Source organism: Chryseobacterium sp. StRB126 (genome assembly GCF_000829375.1).
Classification (GTDB): Bacteria; Bacteroidota; Bacteroidia; order Flavobacteriales; family Weeksellaceae; genus Chryseobacterium.
Window position 1 is genome coordinate 5,412,189 of record NZ_AP014624.1, and the last position, 22,104, is coordinate 5,434,292.

The 22,104-nt window shown below is 36.5% G+C and carries 24 protein-coding genes; 13 read left to right on the forward strand and 11 right to left on the reverse strand.

Annotated elements, in window-relative coordinates; all coding sequences use genetic code 11:
• The first annotated feature begins 181 nt into the window (after positions 1–181).
• From pgi to CHSO_RS24420, 8 genes are all read left to right on the forward strand, one after another.
• Positions 182–1,822, forward strand: a complete 1,641-nt coding sequence (pgi, locus tag CHSO_RS24385) for a glucose-6-phosphate isomerase (RefSeq protein ID WP_045501461.1) — start codon at positions 182–184, stop codon at positions 1,820–1,822.
• Positions 1,823–1,825: 3 nt separating this feature from the next.
• Entirely contained in the window at positions 1,826–2,650 is an 825-nt protein-coding gene (locus CHSO_RS25240; RefSeq protein ID WP_052480717.1) for a class I SAM-dependent methyltransferase, read from the forward strand.
• A gap of 25 nt (positions 2,651–2,675) precedes the next feature.
• Positions 2,676–3,560, forward strand: a complete 885-nt coding sequence (locus tag CHSO_RS24395) for a bifunctional 5,10-methylenetetrahydrofolate dehydrogenase/5,10-methenyltetrahydrofolate cyclohydrolase (protein WP_045501463.1) — start codon at positions 2,676–2,678, stop codon at positions 3,558–3,560.
• Between the two features lie 7 nt (positions 3,561–3,567).
• Complete coding sequence (locus CHSO_RS24400) at positions 3,568–4,197, forward strand: 7-carboxy-7-deazaguanine synthase QueE (RefSeq protein ID WP_045501465.1); 630 nt, start codon at positions 3,568–3,570, stop codon at positions 4,195–4,197.
• A 43-nt stretch (positions 4,198–4,240) separates the two neighbouring features.
• Positions 4,241–5,611, forward strand: a complete 1,371-nt coding sequence (locus CHSO_RS24405; protein ID WP_045501466.1) for an exopolysaccharide biosynthesis polyprenyl glycosylphosphotransferase — start codon at positions 4,241–4,243, stop codon at positions 5,609–5,611.
• 96 nt (positions 5,612–5,707) lie between these two features.
• Positions 5,708–6,460, forward strand: coding sequence for an MlaE family ABC transporter permease (locus tag CHSO_RS24410; RefSeq protein WP_045501468.1), 753 nt, complete (start codon positions 5,708–5,710; stop codon positions 6,458–6,460).
• Positions 6,460–7,269 carry an ABC transporter ATP-binding protein gene (locus tag CHSO_RS24415; RefSeq protein WP_045501470.1) on the forward strand — a complete coding sequence of 270 codons (810 nt, stop codon included), beginning with the start codon at positions 6,460–6,462 and terminating at the stop codon, positions 7,267–7,269. Before CHSO_RS24410 ends, CHSO_RS24415 begins: the two co-directional genes overlap by 1 nt.
• Complete coding sequence (locus CHSO_RS24420; RefSeq protein ID WP_045501473.1) at positions 7,253–7,864, forward strand: outer membrane beta-barrel protein; 612 nt, start codon at positions 7,253–7,255, stop codon at positions 7,862–7,864. The genes CHSO_RS24415 and CHSO_RS24420 overlap by 17 nt, the downstream gene beginning before the upstream one ends.
• Before the next feature lie 37 nt (positions 7,865–7,901).
• Here the strand turns inward: CHSO_RS24420 and CHSO_RS24425 are convergent, their stop codons facing one another.
• Positions 7,902–8,213, reverse strand: a complete 312-nt coding sequence (locus CHSO_RS24425) for a hypothetical protein (RefSeq protein WP_045501475.1) — start codon at positions 8,211–8,213, stop codon at positions 7,902–7,904.
• A gap of 215 nt (positions 8,214–8,428) precedes the next feature.
• The gene (locus tag CHSO_RS24430; protein ID WP_045501477.1) at positions 8,429–9,235 is read right to left on the reverse strand and encodes a M48 family metallopeptidase; all 807 of its coding nucleotides are present in this window, start codon (positions 9,233–9,235) and stop codon (positions 8,429–8,431) included.
• A 106-nt stretch (positions 9,236–9,341) separates the two neighbouring features.
• On the opposite strand from CHSO_RS24430, the gene CHSO_RS24435 reads away from it, so the two are divergent.
• On the forward strand, positions 9,342–9,893 hold the full coding sequence (locus CHSO_RS24435; protein ID WP_045501479.1) for a DUF4251 domain-containing protein: 552 nt from the start codon (positions 9,342–9,344) through the stop codon (positions 9,891–9,893).
• On the opposite strand, the gene meaB is transcribed toward CHSO_RS24435, so the two are convergent.
• The gene (gene meaB / locus CHSO_RS24440) at positions 9,890–10,882 is read right to left on the reverse strand and encodes a methylmalonyl Co-A mutase-associated GTPase MeaB (RefSeq protein ID WP_045501481.1); all 993 of its coding nucleotides are present in this window, start codon (positions 10,880–10,882) and stop codon (positions 9,890–9,892) included. The two genes, CHSO_RS24435 and meaB, sit on opposite strands and share 4 nt — an antisense overlap.
• A 197-nt stretch (positions 10,883–11,079) precedes the next feature.
• Here meaB and CHSO_RS24445 point away from each other — a divergent pair, with 197 nt between their 5' ends.
• A complete protein-coding gene (locus CHSO_RS24445; protein WP_045501483.1) occupies positions 11,080–11,373 on the forward strand; it encodes a c-type cytochrome in 294 nt (97 codons plus the stop codon).
• Between the two features lie 24 nt (positions 11,374–11,397).
• On the forward strand, positions 11,398–11,685 hold the full coding sequence (locus CHSO_RS24450; RefSeq protein ID WP_045501485.1) for a c-type cytochrome: 288 nt from the start codon (positions 11,398–11,400) through the stop codon (positions 11,683–11,685).
• 65 nt (positions 11,686–11,750) lie between these two features.
• Here CHSO_RS24450 and CHSO_RS24455 read toward each other — a convergent pair whose 3' ends face one another.
• Positions 11,751–12,197: an Lrp/AsnC family transcriptional regulator gene (locus CHSO_RS24455; protein WP_045501487.1), complete on the reverse strand. Its 447-nt coding sequence runs from the start codon at positions 12,195–12,197 to the stop codon at positions 11,751–11,753.
• 96 nt (positions 12,198–12,293) lie between these two features.
• Here CHSO_RS24455 and CHSO_RS24460 point away from each other — a divergent pair, with 96 nt between their 5' ends.
• Positions 12,294–13,175 (forward strand): DMT family transporter, encoded by an 882-nt coding sequence (locus tag CHSO_RS24460; protein ID WP_045501489.1) that lies wholly within the window; start codon positions 12,294–12,296, stop codon positions 13,173–13,175.
• 194 nt (positions 13,176–13,369) lie between these two features.
• Here the strand turns inward: CHSO_RS24460 and CHSO_RS24465 are convergent, their stop codons facing one another.
• The 5 genes from CHSO_RS24465 to CHSO_RS24485 all read right to left on the reverse strand — a co-directional run bounded on the left by CHSO_RS24465 (position 13,370) and on the right by CHSO_RS24485 (position 17,504).
• The gene (locus CHSO_RS24465) at positions 13,370–13,885 is read right to left on the reverse strand and encodes a tetratricopeptide repeat protein (protein ID WP_045501491.1); all 516 of its coding nucleotides are present in this window, start codon (positions 13,883–13,885) and stop codon (positions 13,370–13,372) included.
• On the reverse strand, positions 13,872–14,570 hold the full coding sequence (gene prfH / locus CHSO_RS24470) for a peptide chain release factor H (protein ID WP_045501493.1): 699 nt from the start codon (positions 14,568–14,570) through the stop codon (positions 13,872–13,874). The genes CHSO_RS24465 and prfH overlap by 14 nt, the downstream gene beginning before the upstream one ends.
• Before the next feature lie 2 nt (positions 14,571–14,572).
• A complete protein-coding gene (locus tag CHSO_RS24475) occupies positions 14,573–15,118 on the reverse strand; it encodes a hypothetical protein (RefSeq protein WP_045503367.1) in 546 nt (181 codons plus the stop codon).
• Positions 15,119–15,351: 233 nt separating this feature from the next.
• Complete coding sequence (locus CHSO_RS24480) at positions 15,352–16,743, reverse strand: RtcB family protein (RefSeq protein WP_045501495.1); 1,392 nt, start codon at positions 16,741–16,743, stop codon at positions 15,352–15,354.
• An 11-nt stretch (positions 16,744–16,754) separates the two neighbouring features.
• Positions 16,755–17,504, reverse strand: a complete 750-nt coding sequence (locus CHSO_RS24485) for a hypothetical protein (protein ID WP_045501498.1) — start codon at positions 17,502–17,504, stop codon at positions 16,755–16,757.
• Between the two features lie 438 nt (positions 17,505–17,942).
• On the opposite strand from CHSO_RS24485, the gene CHSO_RS25245 reads away from it, so the two are divergent.
• On the forward strand, positions 17,943–18,785 hold the full coding sequence (locus CHSO_RS25245) for a hypothetical protein (protein ID WP_052480718.1): 843 nt from the start codon (positions 17,943–17,945) through the stop codon (positions 18,783–18,785).
• 40 nt (positions 18,786–18,825) lie between these two features.
• On the opposite strand, the gene CHSO_RS24495 is transcribed toward CHSO_RS25245, so the two are convergent.
• Both CHSO_RS24495 and scpA read right to left on the reverse strand, forming a co-directional pair.
• The gene (locus tag CHSO_RS24495; RefSeq protein WP_084221103.1) at positions 18,826–19,812 is read right to left on the reverse strand and encodes a M28 family peptidase; all 987 of its coding nucleotides are present in this window, start codon (positions 19,810–19,812) and stop codon (positions 18,826–18,828) included.
• A 44-nt stretch (positions 19,813–19,856) separates the two neighbouring features.
• The gene (scpA, locus tag CHSO_RS24500) at positions 19,857–21,977 is read right to left on the reverse strand and encodes a methylmalonyl-CoA mutase (RefSeq protein ID WP_045501500.1); all 2,121 of its coding nucleotides are present in this window, start codon (positions 21,975–21,977) and stop codon (positions 19,857–19,859) included.
• Positions 21,978–22,104 lie beyond the last annotated feature (127 nt).

The window sequence follows — 22,104 nt, forward strand, 5'->3', positions numbered from 1 at the left end:
ATAAAAAGTAAACCTCAGATCATTTCTGAGGTTTTGTTATTTAAAAAATTGTTATTTATCATCTTCAAATTTATTTGAGGTTTTATTTTTCCTTAAATTTGCAGATCAGAAATAAATCGCTATGGATTTATAAAGATTTTGATCCGGTACATTATTTTCTGAATTATAAATTCTCAACAACATGCTATCAAAAATAAACCCTATACAAACCAACAGCTGGAAAGCCCTTGACGAACATTTTGCATCTAACGATCTTGAACTAAGAAGCCTTTTCCAGTACAACCCAAACCGTTTTGAAGAATTTTCTCTACAAAAGGATAACTACCTTTTCGATTATTCTAAAAACCTTATTGATTCCAGAACAAAAGCACTTTTATTACAATTGGCAGAAGAATGTCAGTTAAAAGATGCTATTTCTAAAATGTTCTCTGGAGATAAAATCAACGAAACGGAAGGAAGAGCAGTTTTACATACTGCTTTGAGGGATTTTTCCGATCGTGAAATTCTTGTGGATGGTGAAAATATCAAGCCACAGATTAAAAGAGTATTGAATCACATGAAAGCTTTTTCTGAAAAAATCATTTCAGGAGAACACAAAGGTTTCAGCGGAAAAGAAATTACAGATGTCGTAAACATCGGAATCGGAGGTTCAGATTTGGGGCCTGTAATGGTTTGTTCGGCCTTAAAGCATTTTAAAACAAGACTGGATGTTCATTTTGTTTCCAATGTGGACGGAAATCATATTGCAGAGGTTGTTAAAAACTTAAACCCGGAAACTACTCTATTCATTATTGCTTCTAAAACGTTTACCACTCAGGAAACAATGACGAATGCTAATTCAGCAAAAGACTGGTTCCTTAAAGCTGGAAAACAGGAAGATGTAGCAAAACATTTCGTAGCTCTATCCACTAATATTGAAGCTGTTAAAAACTTCGGAATTGCAGAGGAGAACATTTTTGAGTTTTGGGACTGGGTAGGCGGAAGATACTCGCTTTGGAGCGCTATTGGATTAAGCATTGTGCTGGCTGTAGGCTATGAAAACTTTGAACAGCTTTTAAAAGGAGCTTTTGATACAGACCAACACTTCCAGACAGAAGATTTTTCAGAAAATGTTCCTGTATTAATGGGACTTTTAGGAATCTGGTATCGTAACTTCTATGCAGCAACCAGCTATGCAATTCTTCCCTACTCCCAATATCTGGACAGATTTGCAGCTTATCTTCAGCAGGGAGACATGGAAAGCAACGGAAAATGTGTGGATAGAAATGGTGAATTTGTAGAATACGAAACAGGACCGATCATTTGGGGTGAACCCGGAACGAATGGACAGCATGCATTCTATCAACTGATCCACCAAGGTACAGAATTGATTCCTGCAGACTTTATTGCTTATGCTAAAAGCTCTAATAAGGTTTCTGACCATCAGGATAAATTATTAGCCAATTTCTTTGCACAAACAGAAGCCCTTGCTTTCGGAAAAACAGAAGAAGAAGTGGAAGAAGAACTTCGAAATGCTGGAAAATCTGATGAGGAAATAGATAGATTATTAAACTTTAAGGTTTTCCATGGAAACACCCCTACTAACTCAATATTATTCAAGGAATTAACTCCTTTTTCATTAGGACAGCTAATTGCCATGTATGAACACAAAATCTTCGTTCAGGGGGTTATCTGGAATATTTTCAGCTTCGATCAGTTCGGAGTGGAATTAGGTAAAGTACTTGCTAACAAAATCTTACCAGAGCTTGAAAGCAACGAGACTGTTACTTCACACGACAGCTCTACGAATGGCTTGATTAATTATTATAAAGGAAATAAATAGCAGATGTCTGCATTACGATCATATTATTATAAACTGCCTCCCGGTTTTAGACTTTTAGGAAGAAAACTCTATTATTTTCCTATAGACCTCTATGAAGGGATCACCGGAAAAAGAGCTAAAAATGAGCCTAAAAAAGGAGACATTTATGTGGGGAGCAGCGATTTTATTCCCCATGGGATCCGTCAGATGAATGTTCTGAAAAAACATATCGCCCTTAAAAACACAGACCATGTTCTGGATATTGGCTGCGGAATCGGAAGAACAGCTGTTGCCCTGTCCGGATTTATAGATAAAGGTACTTATGATGGTTTTGATGCAGTAGAAAAAGGAATTAAATGGTGTGACAAACACGTTCATAGAAAATATCCGAATTTCAACTTTAAGTTTACACCGATTTATAATGATCTGTATAATACTTTCAGCCAGAAAGCGGAAAATTTCACCTTCCCTTATGATGATGCTCAGTTTGATAAAGTATTTCTATTTTCTGTATTCACCCACATGCAGATTCCTGAAATCAGACAATACCTGAATGAGATCAGCAGGGTTTTAAAAAGCGGCGGACAATGTCTGGCCACCTTCTTTCTTTATGATGAGTCTAAAAAAGAAGGAGGCAGCATGCATTTCCCACATCAATATGAGGGCTACAGATTAATGGATGATAAAGTAACCGCTGCCAATATTGCCGTGAGTGCTCCATTACTGAATCAAATGACTCATGAGGCAGGTCTGAAAGTGAAAACAATACAAGGAGGTTTCTGGAGAAATGATGTAGAAAAGGAAGGTGCCGATGAATTTCAGGATATTGTAGTATTTGAAAAAATCTAAATCTAAATAAAAGTAAAAAGTAAAAATGGCAGAAATTCTTGACGGACTTAAAGTATCCAAGGAAATTAAAGCAGAGATTAAAGTTGAAGTTGAAAAAATCCTTGCAAGCAAGAGAAGAGCACCTCATTTGGTAGCAATTCTTGTAGGAAACAACGGAGCAAGTAAGGCGTATGTAAATGCTAAAGTAAAAGACTGTGAAGAAGTAGGATTTCAATCCAGCTTAATCAAGTTCCCTAGCACAGTTTCGGAATCTGAACTATTGGAGACAATTGACGAACTGAATAAATCTAAAGCTGTTGATGGTTTTATCGTTCAGTTACCTTTACCGGATCAAGTTGACCAGGAGAAAATTATCAATGCTATTGATCCAAGAAAAGACGTGGACGGATTCCACCCTGAAAACTTCGGAAAAATGGCTCTTGAGATGGATACTTTTTTACCGGCAACACCTTTCGGGATCTTAACATTATTGGAAAGATATAATATTGAGACTAAAGGAAAAGACTGTGTAATCATCGGAAGAAGTAAAATTGTAGGAAGACCAATGAGTATCTTAATGGGAAGAAAAGATTTCCCTGGAAACTCAACGGTGACTCTTACCCACTCATACACAAAAGACATTGAAGAATATACTAAAAAGGCAGACATCGTTATTACAGCCTTGGGTGATCCACATTTCTTAAAAGGAGAAATGATTAAGGATGGTGCTGTAATTGTTGACGTTGGTATCACAAGAGTAGATGATGATTCTCCAAAAGGATATTACCTTGCCGGTGATGTAGATTTTGACAGCTGTGCAGCAAAAGCAAGCTGGATTACACCAGTTCCTGGAGGAGTAGGCCCAATGACAAGAGCAATGTTGATGAAAAACACCATCATTGCCTATAAAACTTCGGTCTATAACGACTAATTTTAAAATGAATAAAGAACAAGATATTTTATTAAAAGAAGGTAAAATGCTCCCTGTAATGGAGCATTTTTACACTTTACAAGGAGAAGGAGCACACACAGGAAAAGCCGCTTATTTTATCAGATTAGGAGGCTGCGATGTGGGTTGCCATTGGTGTGATGTAAAGGAAAGCTGGAATCCTGAGCTTCATCCACTAATGGATGCAGTGGAAATTGCAGAAACAGCTGCTAAGCATTGCAAAACCATCGTTCTTACAGGAGGTGAACCTCTTACATGGAATCTGGAAATCCTGACGTCTAAATTAAAGGAACTTGGTTGTACTATTCACATTGAAACTTCAGGAGCATATCCTATGAGTGGACATCTGGACTGGATTACCCTTTCTCCAAAGAAAACAGGATTACCGAAAGAAGAGATTTATCAAAAGGCTCACGAGCTTAAGGTCATCGTTTTCAATAATCATGACTTTGCGTTTGCACAGGAGCAGGCTGCCAAAGTTTCTGAAAACTGTAAACTTTATCTTCAAAGTGAATGGAGCAAAAGAGATGATATGTATCCTAAGATTACAGATTTTATTCTGGAACATCCGGAATGGCAGGCTTCAGTACAAACCCACAAATATCTGAATATACCTTAAAAATACGTACATTAGCTGGCTGTTCCTGTAATAATACCGATAGATGCAGAGAATTCGATACTCTAGATACCTGAAATCGATCATTATTTTGCTTGACCTCATGGTTATTGCATCTATCTTCATATTCTTTTTTATAAGCAGAAACGAAAATCTGAAGTATCATAAGGAAACCTGGTACCAGAACACTTTTTCTCTGGTTTTGCTGTTTTTGTTCTGGGTGCTTCTCAGCGGTAGGACAAAAATATACAATATTCCGAGGAACCTCACCTATACGCTCTTTCTGGAAAGGCTTATGATCCATTTCATCTCCTTTATACTTGGAGTTCTGCTCATTGGGAAGGTCAGTAATAATGTATTCTTCAGTTCAGATATTTATTGGCTGTCTTTTTATCTGCTTATATTTATCTTTTTAGCAAAATCATTGATCTATTTCTCTATTAAATACTTACGGTCTTTAGGGGTTAACTACCGAAATATCATGTTTTTAGGAGATGGTGATTCTACTGAGATCCTTAAAAATATTTTTAAGGAGCGTAAAGATTATGGATACAGGATATTCGAACATGAGAATGCAGACGCCAATACAGCAGAGCTGGTTAATTTCTGGAAAAAAAATGGAATACACACCCTGTTTTTTTCTACAGAAAACTCTTATAGTGAAAACATAGAATCGGAGATTTTCAAACTGGCAGAAGACAATAAGGTTCATATTTCATTGATCCCGAGTATTACTCAGAGTGATTTTTTTCTGTATGACCTTGCTTATATACAAACTCAACCTATTCTTAATCAGGCAAGATACCCATTGGATTATTATTCCAATTTCCTGATGAAGAGATTTTTTGACATCTTTTTTTCCATATTCGTATTGGTTTTCGTCTGTACCTGGCTATTCCCAATTATTGCTATTTTAATCCGGATAAGTTCTAAAGGACCTGTTTTTTTCTTGCAGAAAAGATACGGTTTCCATGAAGAGGTATTCAGCTGCATAAAATTCAGGACCATGGTGGTAAATGATGAATCTACAACCAGTACAACCAAAGAAAATGATACAAGAATCACCAAGGTGGGTAAATTTCTAAGAAAAACCAGCCTTGATGAGCTTCCGCAATTTATCAACGTACTGAAAGGCGAAATGTCTGTGGTTGGACCACGTCCTCACATGTTAGCTGTTGATAATTATTACAAGCCAAAAATCGGAAGATATAGCTTAAGAAGCATGGTAACCCCTGGTATTACAGGGCTTGCACAGGTAAGCGGATTACGAGGTGATCTAGGAGATGTGGAAGTAGAAATGAAAAAAAGGGTTCTCGCAGATGCATTCTATGTAAGGAACTGGAGTTTTGTTCTGGATCTGATTATCATATTAAAAACTGTTTTACTGGTTATCGGCGGAGACAAAAATGCAAAATAAAGCAATCGCTAAGGTTAGGATAATTTTAACATTTTCCGGACTTCTGTCTTCATTTCAACCTTAGCCTAATTCAATAAAAAAGTCTAATTTAGCGGTATGTTAAAAAAGTTTTTCACAGCAATAGGGGAATATATTATTCTTTTAGGAAAATCCCTGCAGAAACCCCAGAAAATGAGGGTTTTTTGGAAGCTGTTCATGAGAGAAATTAATGATTTGGGAGTAAATTCTTTCGGACTTGTAGTCTTCACATCAATCTTTGTGGGGGCTGTTGTGGCTATTCAGATGTTCAACAACTTTGATGCGTCTTCGTTTCCCATCCCACCTTCATTTGTAGGATATGCAACAAAAGCTGTACTTGTATTGGAATTTGCCCCTACCATCATCAGCTTAATTTTAGCGGGTAAAGTAGGTTCATACATTGCCTCCAGTATCGGAACAATGAGAGTTTCTGAACAGATTGATGCTTTGGATATCATGGGAGTAAATTCACCCAACTTTTTGATATTTCCAAAGATCATTGCCTGTATGATTTTTAATCCTCTTTTGATTGCCATCAGTATAGTATTTGGTATTTGCGGAGGTTATATTGCCGGACTTTTGACGGGAAACTGGACGGCAAACGATTATATCACTGGTATTCAAATGTATATGCCTAATTTATTCATTTATTATGCATTTACCAAAACCACTGTTTTCGCTTTCATCATTGCAACAGTTCCGTCTTATTTCGGATATTTTGTAAAGGGAGGCTCACTGGAAGTAGGTAGAGCCAGTACACAGGCTGTGGTATGGACAATGGTATTCATTATCATCTCTGAATTAATTTTAACCCAATTAATATTAAGCTAATGATTGAGGTAAAAGATCTTAAGAAAAGTTTTGGTGATGTTGAAGTACTTAAGGGAATTTCAACCTCATTTGATAAAGGAAAGGTAAACCTGATTATTGGACAAAGTGGTTCCGGAAAAACAGTTTTTCTGAAAAGTCTGTTAAATGTTTATATGCCGTCTTCTGGAGAAATACTATTTGACGGTCGTAATGTTAATACCATGACCCGTGATGAAAAGCAGAATCTTCGCTCAGAAATTGGAACCGTATTCCAAGGAAGTGCTCTTTTTGACTCTTTAACAGTGGAAGAAAATATTATGTTTCCACTGGATATGTTTACTAACCTTACTTATAGAGAAAAGAAGAAAAGAGTTTTTGAGGTTATAGGCAGGGTACACCTTGACAAAGCTGATAAAAAATATCCTTCTGAAATTTCAGGAGGGATGCAAAAAAGGGTTGCCATTGCAAGAGCAATTGTAAACAATCCGAAATATTTATTCTGCGATGAGCCTAACTCAGGGCTGGATCCCTATACATCAAAGGTTATTGATGATCTTCTTTATGAAATCACCAAGGAATATAATACGACTACAATCATCAATACCCATGATATGAACTCTGTAATGACGATTGGCGAGAAAATTGTATACCTAAGACTCGGAATCAAGGAGTGGGAAGGGAATAAAGACATCCTGATTACAGCAGGCAATAAAAACCTGATCGACTTCGTTTATTCTTCAGAACTCTTTAAAGAACTGCGAGAATATTTACTTGAGAATAATAAAACGATTGAGAATACAAAATTAGAAGATAATGAAAAAGGTACTTAGTATAGCGTTATTAGGGTTTTCAATGTGGGCTTCTGCACAGATCTCACTGGCAGCTAAAGCCAACTTAATATTTCCTACAGGTTCACCTTCATGGTCCAACATTAAAGGAACAGTGAATGATGCCATAGAAGGAACAGGAAAAAACAATGTAGGTTTCAATGCAGGACTTTCATTAAAAGTAGCATTACCTACTTCACTTTTCTTAATGCCAGAAGTGTATTACACTCACTTTAAGAATGAATTTACTACAGAGAATACTACTTTTGATGTGAAAAGCAACCGTATTGATGTTCCTGTTCTTTTAGGATATAACGTTTTAGGTAATATGCTAGGGGTTTTCGTAGGTCCGGTAGGAAGCTTTAACCTAAGCAAAGACAATACTTACAACGATTTTAAAGAAAATGCAAAAAATAACTTTACAGTAGGTTACCAGTTCGGAGCCCAGCTTGAAATTAAAAAGCTTATTGTAAATGCAAAATACGAAGGGGCATTCAGTAAAGACGAAAGAAACTTCATCAACAAAGTTTCCGGTTCGGAGATCAGATATGATAACAGACCTAACCTATTTATGGTTGGTTTGGGATATAAATTTTAATCAACAATCGAAAATAACAACTTTAAATCCTCAAATATTAAATTTGAGGATTTTTATTTTGATTTTCAAGCTCAGCCTGACGTTTTGCAATTTCTGCAGCTTGCTTTTCTAAGTCTTCTTTTTCTTTCTGAAGCTGCTTGAATTCTTTTTTCTTCTGTTCAGCCTTTATAGCGCTTCCTTTACTCAGGTATCCAACCATTCCTCCAATGATAAGCCCAATTCCTACCCCAGCCATGATTCCCATGATATGAGAAATCTTGATCTGTTCTACGGCAAAATCAGTGGTAAGATAAAATAGTAAAGCAGAAACTGCTAAAAGGATAAGTCCGGTAATTGATAAACTCTTCATAATATTGTGTTTAAGTAATTATGTGATACAAGCTATACCAAATTTACTAAAAATTTAGTAAGCCTTCACTCTGGGTTGACATTTTAAATGGTGTTTTCAATAAGAATACAACCATAATTATTCCAAATTTTGTGAAAAGAAAAAATAGTATCAAATAAAAAAGCGAACTTATTTTACAAATCAGTCCGCCTTTTTATAATAATCTACTCGATTAATTACATTTTTCCTCCAGCAGCCTTATAATATTCTAAAGCCTTCGGTAAGTCTTTATTAATATCTGAAATTCTTGTATCCGGACTCGGGTGAGTAGATAAGAATTCCGGTTGTCTAGCTCCTGAAGAAGCGGCTTCCATTCTGTTCCAGAAAGGGATAGCTGCTCTTGGGTCATATCCCGCCATAGACATCAGATACAATCCCATTTCATCAGCTTCTGATTCCTGACCTCTACCGTACTTTAGCAGAGCAACCTGTGATCCGATAGGGTATACCTTCTGGAAAACACTTGCCCACTGTGCATTTGAAATAGCTCCGCCAAGGATTGCTCCGCCATACTGAGCCATCATAGCCTGAGAAATTCTTTCATTTCCATGACCTGCCAATGCGTGAGAAACTTCATGTCCCATTACTACAGCAAGCCCGTTATCATCTTTGGTAACCGGTAAAATTCCTGTGTAAACAGCTACTTTACCTCCAGGCATACACCATGCATTCAATTCATTGCTTTGCAGTAGAGCAAACTCCCAGCTATAATTGGCAAGATCTGCTGATCTTCCAATACTCTGATAATATCTCTCTGCTGCACTTTTAATTCTGTTTCCTACATTTACCACTCTCTTTGCATCTGCTGTTCCGGTAATAAGCTTACCTTTAGACAATGTCGTTTTGTATTCTTGTGCAGACATTGTTAAAATTTCTGAATTATTGGCCAGCTGTAAAGACGATCTTCCTGTAATTGGATTGGTAGTACAGGCAGCAACCAATAGAGCAAATGCTCCCATTCCTAATAGATGTGTAACTTTCATAGTTTGAGTGTTAATAATTCAACCTTAACAATTTTTATTCCAAAATATTTTTAATTTGAAATTTTTGCATACATTTTGCTGTTTAAATTTAATAATTATCTCGATCATGAAAAAGTATATTTCTATTCTGATGATATTCGGGTTTTTGTTCAGCTTTCAGAGCTGTGCATCACAGGGTTCATCAGATCCAACAATAGTAAACGCACTAGTGGATTCTCAGGAATTTACTTTCTATGCACAAAAGGCTAATCCTACCAATTATGATGTTATCAATGTTATGAATTCTCTTCCGAATACTACTTCGACCAGAATGCTGGATCTGAATTCAGATAATTATACTATTGATGTCAGTAAGAACACTGTAGATGTAGTATTACCTTATTTTGGAAGGGTATTCAATCCAAGTTACGGAAATACCGATAAAAATGGGTACAGATTTACCTCAAAGGATTTTGTCATCAATAAATCTCAGAATAAAAAAGGAACCTGGACTGTAAAAATCCAGCCTAAGGATGTGAGTACTGTGGAAGAGATCAATATTGAGATCTTTAAAAATGGGAAAGCATTCGTTTCTATGAAAAGCAATGACAGGCAACCAATCACTTATGACGGATATGTTTCTAAAAGTGAAGTAAAACAGGAAAAGGAAAAACTTTAATTTCTGTTTTCTCCCGATAAGAATTTTTCAACAAATAATTTTGCTTCAGTGCTTGGATTAGAAACCATCTCTGAAGCATTTTTTTTGTGCCACTGATAGGCTTCTTCTACCGCATTACTTTTTTTCATTAAGGATAAAATATATTCCTGAACCCAATATTCAAAGCGTTTTTCTGCCTGTTGGGTACGAATTTCATCAAAACGTCCGGTTTTCTTTTTCAAATCAATAAACTCTGAGATTTTGTCATAGATTTCCTGAAGCCCTTCATTGTGTAAAGCAGAACCTAATAATACTGGGATTTTCCATCCTTTTTCTTTTGGAGGAATAAAATCTAATGCTCTTTTTAATTCTTGTCTTGTATTTTTGGCCTTCTGAAGATTATCCTGATCTACTTTGTTAATAAAAACAATGTCCACCATTTCCATAATTCCGCGTTTTATTCCCTGCAGTTCATCACCACCACCAATAATTTTAAGGAATAGAAAAACGTCCGTAATATCTGACACTAAAACCTCTGATTGCCCTACTCCAACAGTTTCAATTAAAATATAATCATAACCGGCAGCTTCACAGATCATCATAGTTTCAAAGGTTGTATTGGCTACTCCTCCTAAAAAACCTGAACTTGGTGAAGGTCGTATGAACGCATTCTCTTCTTTTGCAAGCTCTTCCATACGGGTTTTATCTCCCAGAATACTTCCTTTATTGATTGAAGAACTGGGATCAATAGCAAGAACAGCAACCTTTTTTCCCTGAGCAATTGCCAATCTACCGAAACTTTCAATAAAAGTAGATTTTCCGGCACCTGGTACTCCAGTTACTCCTACTCTTATGGAGTTTCCTGTGAAAGGCATAATTCTTTTCAGAAGGTCCTCTGCCTGTACTCTATGCTCCGCTTTTTTACTTTCAACTAAAGTAATAGCTTTTGCAATCAGACGTTTATTCCCTGACTGTATTCCCTCAATAAGTTCTTCTGTAGAAAATTTCATTGATTCAAAATTAACAATTAAAAAGCGAATGGTCAAGAGTTCATACTCAAAGACTGAATAAAAGAATGATAATAAAAATTTTCACATTGCATTATTGGCATTGCATTAATTTTTATTTCTTCTAAATTAAAACTACAACACGCAGTATCAAGAGGTTTCGGAATTTATTACATTTGTTATAGATCAAAATAAGAAACATGAAAAAAATCATTGCTGCGGCATCATTCACTGCGATTCTATTAGTTTCCTGTACTCCTAAAGCTTCAACTTCTGCGACTAGTGCTGGAACTTCAACTTCTACAGCTGAGGAGATTGCCCAGGGAAAAACTATTTTTGAAAACTCTTGTGGAAAGTGCCATAAACTGCCTGACCCTGCGTCACATAATTCTGTACAATGGGTAGGAATTATGAATGCCATGGCTCCTAAGGCTAAGCTAACGGATGAACAGCACAAATGGGTTTATGATTATATTGTTTCTGCGAAAAAGTAATTCACCCAACAAAATAATAAAGGTATGAAAAAGTTAATCTTAAGTGGTATTGCAGCATCAGCATTCCTGGTATCCTGCGGACCAAAAAGTACGGCTGTAACAGGCCCTAAGTATACCTCATCTGAGCAGTTGGCTCAAGGAAAAACCATTTTTGAGAATTCCTGTGCAAAATGCCATAAGCTGCCTGAACCTACCAAACACGACAATCAGGGCTGGATCAATACTTTAAGCAGAATGGCCCCTAAAGCCAAACTTAGTGATGATCAGCATCAAATGGTTTATGACTATCTGATCTCTGTCAATAAAAAATAAGCTTTCAAATGAAAGCTTATTTTTTCTATAATATCATATTCTTATCAGACATTCAAACGCTGCGATCAGCTTTTATCTAACCATACGGAATCTCTCTCCAAAGGGAAAGCCAATATCCGAAATGTAGAAGTGTTTCCATGGTTACTGAAACGGGTAATTATATTTTCCAATTCGGAAACTTTTTTAGCTACCAGATGAACAATAAGGCAAAAATCGCCTGTAGATTTCATCACCTTCAGAATACCGTTTATATTCTCAATTTCTTTTAAGAACGGGGGAATATCACAATATGGAATATCGATTCCTATAATAACATTTTCATTAAACCCAAGCTGCTCATAATCCAGATTTACAGTAAATGATTTTATTACCCGAGCTTCTTCCATTTTTCTAATTCTTTCAGCTACCGCCGGTGCTGTAAGTCCTATTATGCGTCCAATATCGGTATTGGACAGACGGGAGTTTTTCTGCAGTTCATTCAAAATAGCATAATGTAATGAGTCTAATTGCATAATTATTTAGAAATGAAAGTTTTTTGATTAAAATCTTTAGTTACAAAAGTAATTTGTTTTCAACAAATATAGAGATTTGCAACACAAAAAAAACATATGATGAAATCGAATATCAATATACTTTTGGCATTTTTAGCCGTTATGAGTCTTGCTACCGGCGGAATTTTTGTAAAGCTGAGCAGCCTGTCTCCTATCAATACTGCTTTGTACAGAATTCTGTTTTCCCTAATCTTTTTATTTCCTTTTGTTTATAAAAAAATACAAACTATTGACAGAAAATCCTGGATCATTATTTTGTTCAGTGGAGTATTTCTTGCTATAGACCTTATTCTTTGGAACACCTCCTTTCAGTTCACCTCTGTAGCGAATGCCAACCTTTTTGTAAATTTGGTCCCTTTTACTACAGTTCCTTTATCTTATTTTCTTTTTAAAGAAAAGCCTGGGAGAAATTTTCTGACAGGTCTGAGTATATCTGTTATAGGGATCGTTGTTTTGATGTGGGGAAAATTTAGTCTTTCCGGTGGCGGTAGTGGTTATAAAGGGGATCTGCTCGCCTTTCTGGCCTCAGTTTTTTATGGATTGTTCTTATTAAGTGTTTACAAGGTAAGATTAAAAGTGGATGCGGCTTCCATTATGTTTATTAGCGGGCTTGGTTCAATTCCTGTGTTGTTTCTTACAGCAGGAATGTTTGAAGGAATTATGTATCCTCAGACCTTTAGAGAAGTAGGAATATTGCTTGGTCTTGCTTTATGTTCTCAAATATTAGGACAGGGATTACTGAGCTATTGTCTTGGAAAAATAAGTATTCTGCTTTCTTCTGTTATTATTCTGAGCCAGCCTGTCTTCGCTGCAATTTATGCATACTTCCTGTTTTCAGAAACATTAACTATTAAAGAAATATTAGGCATCATCATAATATTAGCCGGAGTATACCGAGCCAAACAAATACCCGCCAAGCCTGTATCTTCCTACGAATAACTGCATTTATTTTAAAAAAACACAATTTTATATATTCAAAACCATTAAAAAGAGAGACCTTCAAAGATCTCTCTTTTTTAAGTTACCATCACTTTTTAGTTTGTAAATGTCTTTTACAACTATCTAACAATAAGCTTCTCGACCTGAGTTTTATCTCCCTGTTGGATATGCACTATAGATCTTATTGGGTATATTCAATGTGATTCCTCCGTTTTTTTCCTTAGCCTTGTTTTAGGCATTTTGTTCTGAAGAAGTTTCTCTCTATCTTCCAAAACGTCAAGTGAACTTCTGCAAAAACTAAATTTTTTTGCCTCTTTAAGCTGTTCCATAGCTTGTTTATATTCTCCTTTTCTTTCCAGTAAAAGTGATTTACCATTCAGAATTTCTGCTTTATCTATTCCTTTCATTTTTAGAGCATATTCAATGAGTTTTTCTGCTTCTTCATAGTCTTCATTGCTCAGCAGACATTCAATATAATATTTAGGCGTATTTACATTTCCAATATTGAACTGCATTGCTTCTTCAAAATATTTTTTCCCTGTTTCATAGTCTCTTAATACTTCTGAGTATACTCTTCCCATCAGACACAGGCTATCTGCATCTTCCGGTTCGTAGGAAAGAGCATAGTTCAGGGCGTCCAGACACTCGGACATATTGTAAGGAAAGTAGTCCAAGGCTTCAAAATAGTATTTATTTTTAGTTAAGGTCATTGCTGTAACTTTTTAAATTCTGTTTAAGGACATTCCTTTGTTTTTTAAAGGATTTATCCTGATAGTTGCTTTTAAAATCTGTTCCGGAGAATGTACGGACCGGATTTCCACGTTCTACCTGAAGATGATGATTCCAGGTTTCCTTCATTCTATTTTCCAATTGTTGAATATAGGTTCCCATTACTTTTTCTTTTAATCTGATAATGGATAACTTTTTATTGTTTAGTTGTGATCTTGTATCCTGTACAAATACGGATTCATTGGTAGGAATATGGGTAGCACGGACAGCCGTATTCACTTTATTGACATTCTGCCCACCACTTCCCTGACTTCTCGCGGTCTGAAACCTGATATCTTTTTCATTGAAATTAGCCATTTCCTGATTTTCCAATTCAAAAACACCAATGAACCATTTGCTTCTTTTATGCAGTTTTCTGAACGTACTTTTCCCTTCCCAGCAGATGGTTCCCAACCATGTTTCCAGAAATTCTCTGATGTTCTTTCCTTTTAAAAGCACGGTTACCGACTTCAAAGTCATATTTACATCTCCGTTTTCGCGATGAATAATCTCGTAATCTATAGTATTATCTTTTAGTTCTTCCAGAAAGGTTTTTAATACCTTGGATACTACCCATTGGCATTCTAAAGGTCCTCTTCCGGAAGTGATCTGTATTAATTTTTCCATTGTTATTTTGGCATTTTGCTTAATAAGGGATGCCCAACAGGATCTATTCCCTTTTGTAATAATTCTTTTGCAGCCATTACTGCCCAACATTTATCGCTGGAGTGAATATTCCTGTAGAATGAAAGTAAAAGATCAGGTTTCACCACCGTGAATCCGTTGGCTTCGATCGTCTCAAGGTCATTTCTTTCAAAAAAATCGATGGTAATCCTGTGATATTTTTCGTTTTCTAATTCTACTGTTTTTTCATAGCGTCTGAAGTTTTCTTCACTCGGAAGATGGTCATAACGAGTCCAGACTTTCTGAAACCCTTCCTGTTGAAGAATAATGACAACTTCAGCTACGTTTTCCTTCTTTACAAAGACATCAATATCCTTATGGTCATGAGCATGCTTGTATTCTTGATGCCCTGTTTCAGACATAAAATGCCATGCCCATCCACCAGATATAATGATTTTATCCTTTAGTTTTTCTAATATTTCAAGCCCTAACCGAATTCTGAATTCCGGCCAGAGTTCTCCATATCTTTTTATATTATGAGGTGCTCCCATTTTTTGTTTTGTGTGGTTTTTATTTGTCATTACTACGCTGAATCTGCAATTTCTGACGAAGGAAGAATCTGTTTTTATACAGTGGGATTCTTCGCTTCGTTTTGAAACTGAATTCAGAATGACTGAATTTATGCCTAGCCCCGATTGCAGCAATTGTCTGAGCTCATTTTTCTTTTGCAAAAAGAAAAATAGCGAGTGCGGAAAGCGGGATTAAGCTCCTAATATTTAACTGGCTATCTGTCCATTCTTACAATTCTTGGCTGGAATGTTCCCAGAATATCTACCAATTCACTTTGTGCATTCATGACTTCATGAATATCTTTATAGGCCATTGGTGCTTCTTCTGTATTTCCGCCCATTAGCGTAACATCTTTAAGCTTTAACTCTTTTTTGATGTCATTCTGAGTGAAAAGACTTCTGCATTCTCCTCTTGAGTGTGCTCTGCCAGCTCCGTGCGAAGCTGAATTCAGTGAATCCGGATTTCCTTTTCCACGGACAATAAACCCTTTGGCTGTCATAGATCCCGGAATCATACCCAATTCATTTTCATTGGCTGGGGTAGCTCCTTTTCTGTGGACAATTACTTCTTTCCCGTTGTGAATTTCTTTCCATGCAAAGTTGTGATGGTTTTCGATTCGAGCTTTTACTCTTCCGCCTACTGCTTTCACCAATCTTCTGTGGATATCATCATGACAGGCTGAAGCGTAATCTCCTGCAAGGTTCATTGCTGTCCAATATTCCAATCCAAGGTGAGTACTCAAGTCCAGCCACGCGAATTGCTGTGCTTCCTTAGGCAGCGGACATTGTTCTACTGCGACTCTTGAATAATATTGAGCAATCTCTGCTCCCAATCCTCTTGAGCCGCTGTGTGAAAGAATACCAAGGTATTTTCCTTTTGGTAATCCGATTTGTTCATCTTCTTCGGTAATTTCCACTTCTCCAAACTCCACAAAGTGATTTCCCCCACCTGAAGACCCCATCTGTTTGATGGCTTTTCCTTTTAATCTTCTTAGGATTGGAATTAAATCAAATGTATCTCTCTCGAAGATTTCGTGGTCTATTTGAGATTTGTGAGTCTCATACATCCCAAATTTTGTATGTTCGGCAAGGGCTTTTTCATATTTATCCCTTGCTCCGTTCAGATATGAAACGGGTGTATCCAAAATACTGAGGCTCATTCTACAACCGATATCCATTCCTACTCCGTAAGGAATCACTGCATTTTCTACAGCTAAAACCCCTCCGATCGGAAGGCCATATCCGCTATGAGCATCAGGCATTAATGCGCCCTGAACAGAAACCGGAAGTTTCAAAGCTGTGTACAGTTGATTTTTTGCTTCTTCTGAAATATTATTCCCGAAGATCTGAAAGTCTGCACGCTGTGAATTCAACATCCTTTTTTCTGTTTTTTTGGACGACATTAAAGTTTCTGCAATCTGTCCGAAGGTTAAGTCTTTTTCGAATTGTTCCGGATGAATCAGAATTTCCTTTAAAAGAGATTTCACATAATGGATATTTTTGGTTGCAAAATTTCTCTTCATTACTTCCAAGGCTACATTTACACTTTGATTATTTGGATAGCCCAGTTTTAATATATCTTTTCCTTTTAGTTTTAAATTTCCCATTGTTTTTGTTTTTAAATAAAGGACGCATCGTCCAAAAAACTTTCTGCAATCTCTGTTGCAGACATTGTGCAGGTAACATATTTCCTGCTTTTAATAAGATCGGTATCTTCAGTTTTCGAATCCCATGAGTATGATTTACCATGAATTTTTTTGTTGATAATTCCAGTCACTTTGTACTGTTCTAAATACGCGTCTAATTCTGCCTCCTCTTTTTTCAATTCTGCATCTATAGGCTTGTAATGAGTTATCATATGAGGTCTTGTCCTCAAGGTAAATCTCCACGGTTCCGTAAATTCGTAGTAAGTTTCATTGTATTTCCGGAAGGGACAGTATTCTTCCTTTTTCAGGAAATATTGTCTTTCTCTTGGGGTAAGCCCAAATTTCGGACTGCCCCAGGAGTATGAAGAAACACGGTTAAGCTTCTGCTCTCTTTCTACATATATTCTTCGTCCAAATTTTCTTTTCTTTTTCAAAAATTGGCGGCTTCCGGAATACATGTAGGTATTGATTTTCTTCAAAATCTCTTCAAAGAACTCTCCATCACTACTTCTCATGACATCATCCCTTACTACAAAGAACCTTACGAATCCTAATTGATAGGGATTTTCCAGAGGAATAAGTGGAATATTTTTTCTTATATGCCAGACTTCCTTACTACGTTTATACTTTTTTCTTATCTGTTTTTCTACATCTTTTTTTATTATTCTTTTTCTGCTTCTCAGGCTTCTCAGCCGGTAAGACAGAAGGTTATCATTTTCCATGTAAGACACAAGGTATCAGATACAAGACCCGAAATATCGGATTTGCTCCTAGTCTATTTTCCTAATCAACTAAAATATTAGTTGAATGAATTAATAATGATGAACGGGTATAGTTTTAAGGCTAAAACCTCAACTATTTTGTTCTTAAAAAACACTTAAAAAGATTTCGGGGAAACATGAGTTTGAAATATTGCGCAATAAAAAAACCCGAAATCTCTACGACTTCGGGTTTTGATATGTATTGTACTATTTTTCTAAGAGTGTACCAAACCGCGAAGCCTTACCACCATAAGGGGTAATCCAACTGTAGAATTCTGATTAGTTCTGAACATTGCTTCGTTGTTTTTAAATGGTTAAACTTGATTTTCAGGTGCAAATATAGAATTATTTTTTTAATCATCAATTATTTAAATCTTATTTTTGTGAAAAACGAGTTTTATGCATAGATTTTTATTGGCATTACTTCCATTACTTTTCATAGGATGTAAGAAAGAGGAACCTGTAAAAAAAGAAGAGGTGAAAGTAGTAGAGAAAGGTTGTTTTTCTCCTCATTTTATGGAAAAAATCCTGGCGTTGGAGGAAATGAAAGACCAAGCTAAGTTTCTCGAATCAGAGACCAAAGGAAAAGGCAAGATCGGTTTTCTTGTAGACAGTACAAAAGTAAATAATGGCTGGGATTATTCTATTTCTGTTGGATATAACGGTCCGGATCGTTTTGAAACCTATCATATTTTTCATGCTTCAGGTGATAAATGTAATGTGTTAACCGTATTAGAACCTATATCCGGAGAATATATTTCTATTGAGGAATGGAGAAAGGGTAAAGATGAACCTGCACCAATGGAATCTTTATTAAAGCAAGGGCTTTACAGCTTACCAATTGAAAGTCTTCCACAGGTAGATGTAAAGTTTATAGAAACTGATTTTGCGGTGGAAGGCTCACAAAAGTACAGCTGTGGAGAGCCTACATTCCGATATTTTCCTTTAACCCGATACAAAAATATTGAACTAATTCTTGTCCCTATGGATTGCGGAGATTTTGATTACCGTTATTATCTGCTTACTGTATTGAATAACAGCATCGTTGGTGAAGCCTATGTAGAAGGTATTTGGTTTGATCCCGGAAAAGATGACAAGAAAGAAGAATTCAGCAGTTATGAAATCAATAAAACAGGGGAAATTACTGTAACAACGGATCATCAGATTGATGGAAATTCTCAAAAGATAACTAAAGCGTATTATCAGATTACGGATGATGGTAAAATCATTCAGAAAAAATAAAATAAAGGCTGTTTCAATTTTTGAAACAGCCTTTATTTTTTTACTTGAGGTGAATAATGCTTAGAAAAATAGCATCAATAACTTTTGTCATCCTTTTGATATCCAATGTTTCTAAAGTATCTGTAGCTTTGTGATAATTTTTGTTTCTAAAGAAGGACGTATCGGTAATCATGAGTGCTGGAAAGCCAAACTTCCAATAATTCAAATGATCGGAATAGTCTACACCACCAACAAATTTCGGAGCTGGAAATGTTTCTGCTTTTATCTGATTTGATTTTTTAAATTGTTCTATAAAGTTTCCTACGAATGACCCTGCTCCGCTGAACTTTTTCACTAAAGTAATAAAATCACCTTTGTCACCATAAATCCAGGAAAGAGCACCTATAGGAAAATCCTGAGATCCTTTTTCGTCTTTAAAATAACCAATCATTTCTACACTGCCCATTCCATAGACATTGATATTGTTGTCTTTTAAATATTTAGCATGAACATAGCTGCCCATATTTTCTGTTCTAAAATAAGGAGGCTCTTCTAATGTATAAGCCACAAGATCTACTCTATACTTGAGTTTTTGGTTTTGAAGCATTCTTGCCAGCTCCAGAAGTGCGGTAACTCCGGTAGCATTATCGTCTGCTCCCTGTTGATCTCCACAAACATCATAATGAGCTCCTATGATGATTCTTTTGCTGTTTCCCGTACCAAAAGAGCATATTACGTTTTTATAGACCTGTCCATTTACTGTATATTCCTGAAATGCTGTACTATCGGCATAAGTCGTGAAAGTTTGATGAATATAATCTGCAACAGTATTTAATTGATCTATATTTTTATGATTCCGGAATTGTGGAGTCTGGGTAAGTGCTGCCAGATGTTTTTTAACCTGTGCACTATCTGCAGGAACAGGAGAAACTTGTACTGTCTGCTCCTTTTTACCTCCTGAAAAGAGCAATACTATACTTATAAAGAGAAAGCCTACAAAGAAAATCAGCTTTTTCTTCGTAGGCTTTAGTATGTTTTTTAAACCCATAGATGTGCTTTTACTTTCTTTTTGAAAATTAAAGCTTTTTGGGATTAGTTTTCTAAAAATCTTTCTAGGATCTCCACCGCACATTTGGGAAGATTGGTTCCCGGACCGAAAATGAAATCTGCTCCATTCGCATAAAGGAATTCATAATCCTGTTGTGGAATAACACCTCCAACTACAATGGTAATGTCATCTGCACCCAGCTTTTTCAGTTCTCCTACTACCTGAGGCACTAATGTTTTGTGTCCGGCAGCCAGTGAGGATACTCCCAGAATGTGGATATCATTTTCTACAGCCTGTTTTGCTACTTCTTCCGGTGTTTGGAACAATGGAGCTACGTCAACATCGAATCCCATATCTGCAAATGCGGTTGCCACTACCTTTGCACCTCTGTCATGCCCATCCTGACCCATTTTAGCCACCATAATTCTTGGGCGACGGCCTTCTTCTTCTTCAAACTTTTGAGTCAGATTAAGGGCTTTTTCAAAATATTCGTTTTTACCGGCATTCATAGCGTATACTCCAGAGATTGTTTTAATGTTGGCTTTATATCTTCCGAAGGTTTCTTCCATAGCATCACTCATTTCGCCAAGGGTAACTCTTCTTCTCGCCGCTTCAATACAAAGTGCCAGCAGGTTTCCTTTTCCTGTTTTCGCACTTTCACGGATTTCATTCAGGATTTCCGTTACTGCGTCAGCACTTCTTTCTGCTTTAATAGTATTTAATCGTTCGATCTGCTTTCTTCGAACTTCTGTATTATCAATATCAAGAATCTCTATGGCATCTTGTTTTAATGAGGATTTGAATGAGTTTACCCCAATGATGAATTCTTCACCGCTATCAATTTTAGCCTGCTTTTTAGCAGCAGCTTCTTCAATCCTCATTTTTGGAATCCCTGCTTCAATGGCTTTGGTCATTCCGCCTTCCTGTTCTACCTCATCAATATACCTCATCGCTTCTTCAATCATCTGCTGAGTAAGGCTTTCTACAAGGTTACTTCCTCCCATCGGATCTACTACATCACATATTCCACTTTCCTGCTGAAGAATGATCTGTGTGTTCCTTGCAATTTTAGCTGAATAATCGGTAGGAAGGGCAATAGCTTCATCCAATGCATTGGTGTGTAATGATTGTGTTCCTCCTAGTGCTGAAGATAATGCTTCAATGGCAGTTCTTGTAATATTATTGAAAGGTTCCTGTTCTGTTAATGACCATCCTGAAGTTTGAGAGTGGGTTCTTAATGCTAAAGATTTTGGATTCTGAGGATTAAACTGCTTTAAAAGTGTTGCCCAAATATATCTTGCCGCACGCATTTTAGCAATTTCCATGAAGTGATTCATCCCGATTGCCCAGAAGAATGATAAACGTGGAGCAAAATCATCCACATTCATTCCCGCTTTAATTCCTGTTCTTACATATTCAAGACCATCTGCAAGGGTGTATGCCATTTCCAGTACCGGAGTAGCTCCTGCTTCCTGCATGTGATACCCTGAAATGGAAATAGAGTTAAATTTCGGGATGTTTTGCGAAGTATATTCAAAAATGTCTGCAATGATCTTCATGGACGGTGCAGGTGGATAAATATAAGTATTTCTTACCATGAACTCTTTCAGAATATCATTTTGAATGGTTCCTGAAAGTAGCTCCTGCTTTACTCCCTGTTCTTCTGCTGCTACAATATAGAAAGACAAAATTGGAAGTACAGCCCCATTCATTGTCATGGAAACTGAGATCTGATCTAACGGAATTTCGTTAAAAAGAATCTTCATATCTTCCACTGAATCGATAGCCACTCCTGCTTTTCCTACGTCTCCTACTACTCTTGCATGGTCAGAATCATATCCTCTGTGCGTAGCAAGGTCAAAAGCTACGGAAAGTCCTTTCTGCCCTGCAGCAAGGTTTCTTCTGTAAAAGGCGTTGGATTCTTCAGCTGTGGAGAATCCGGCATACTGACGGATCGTCCATGGCTTTTGAACATACATGGTGGAATACGGTCCTCTCAGGTAAGGTTCAATTCCTGGGGAAGTCTGTGTTAATGATTCATCTTTTACATCCTTTTTTTCATAGGATGACTTAAGTTCTAACCCGTCTTTTTCAAAGTTGTAAATTTCTCTTTCCTGAGGAGATACACTAAAATCGGGCTTTTTCACAGAAATTGTTTTTCGCATTCCAATAATTTTTGTCCCCGTAAAGTTAATTTTTTTGAACGAAACATGAAACTTCTGTTAACATTCAGTTTTTCTGAAGTTTATCTAAAGAAAAAGGCCGGGCAAATGCCTGGCCTATATGCAAATT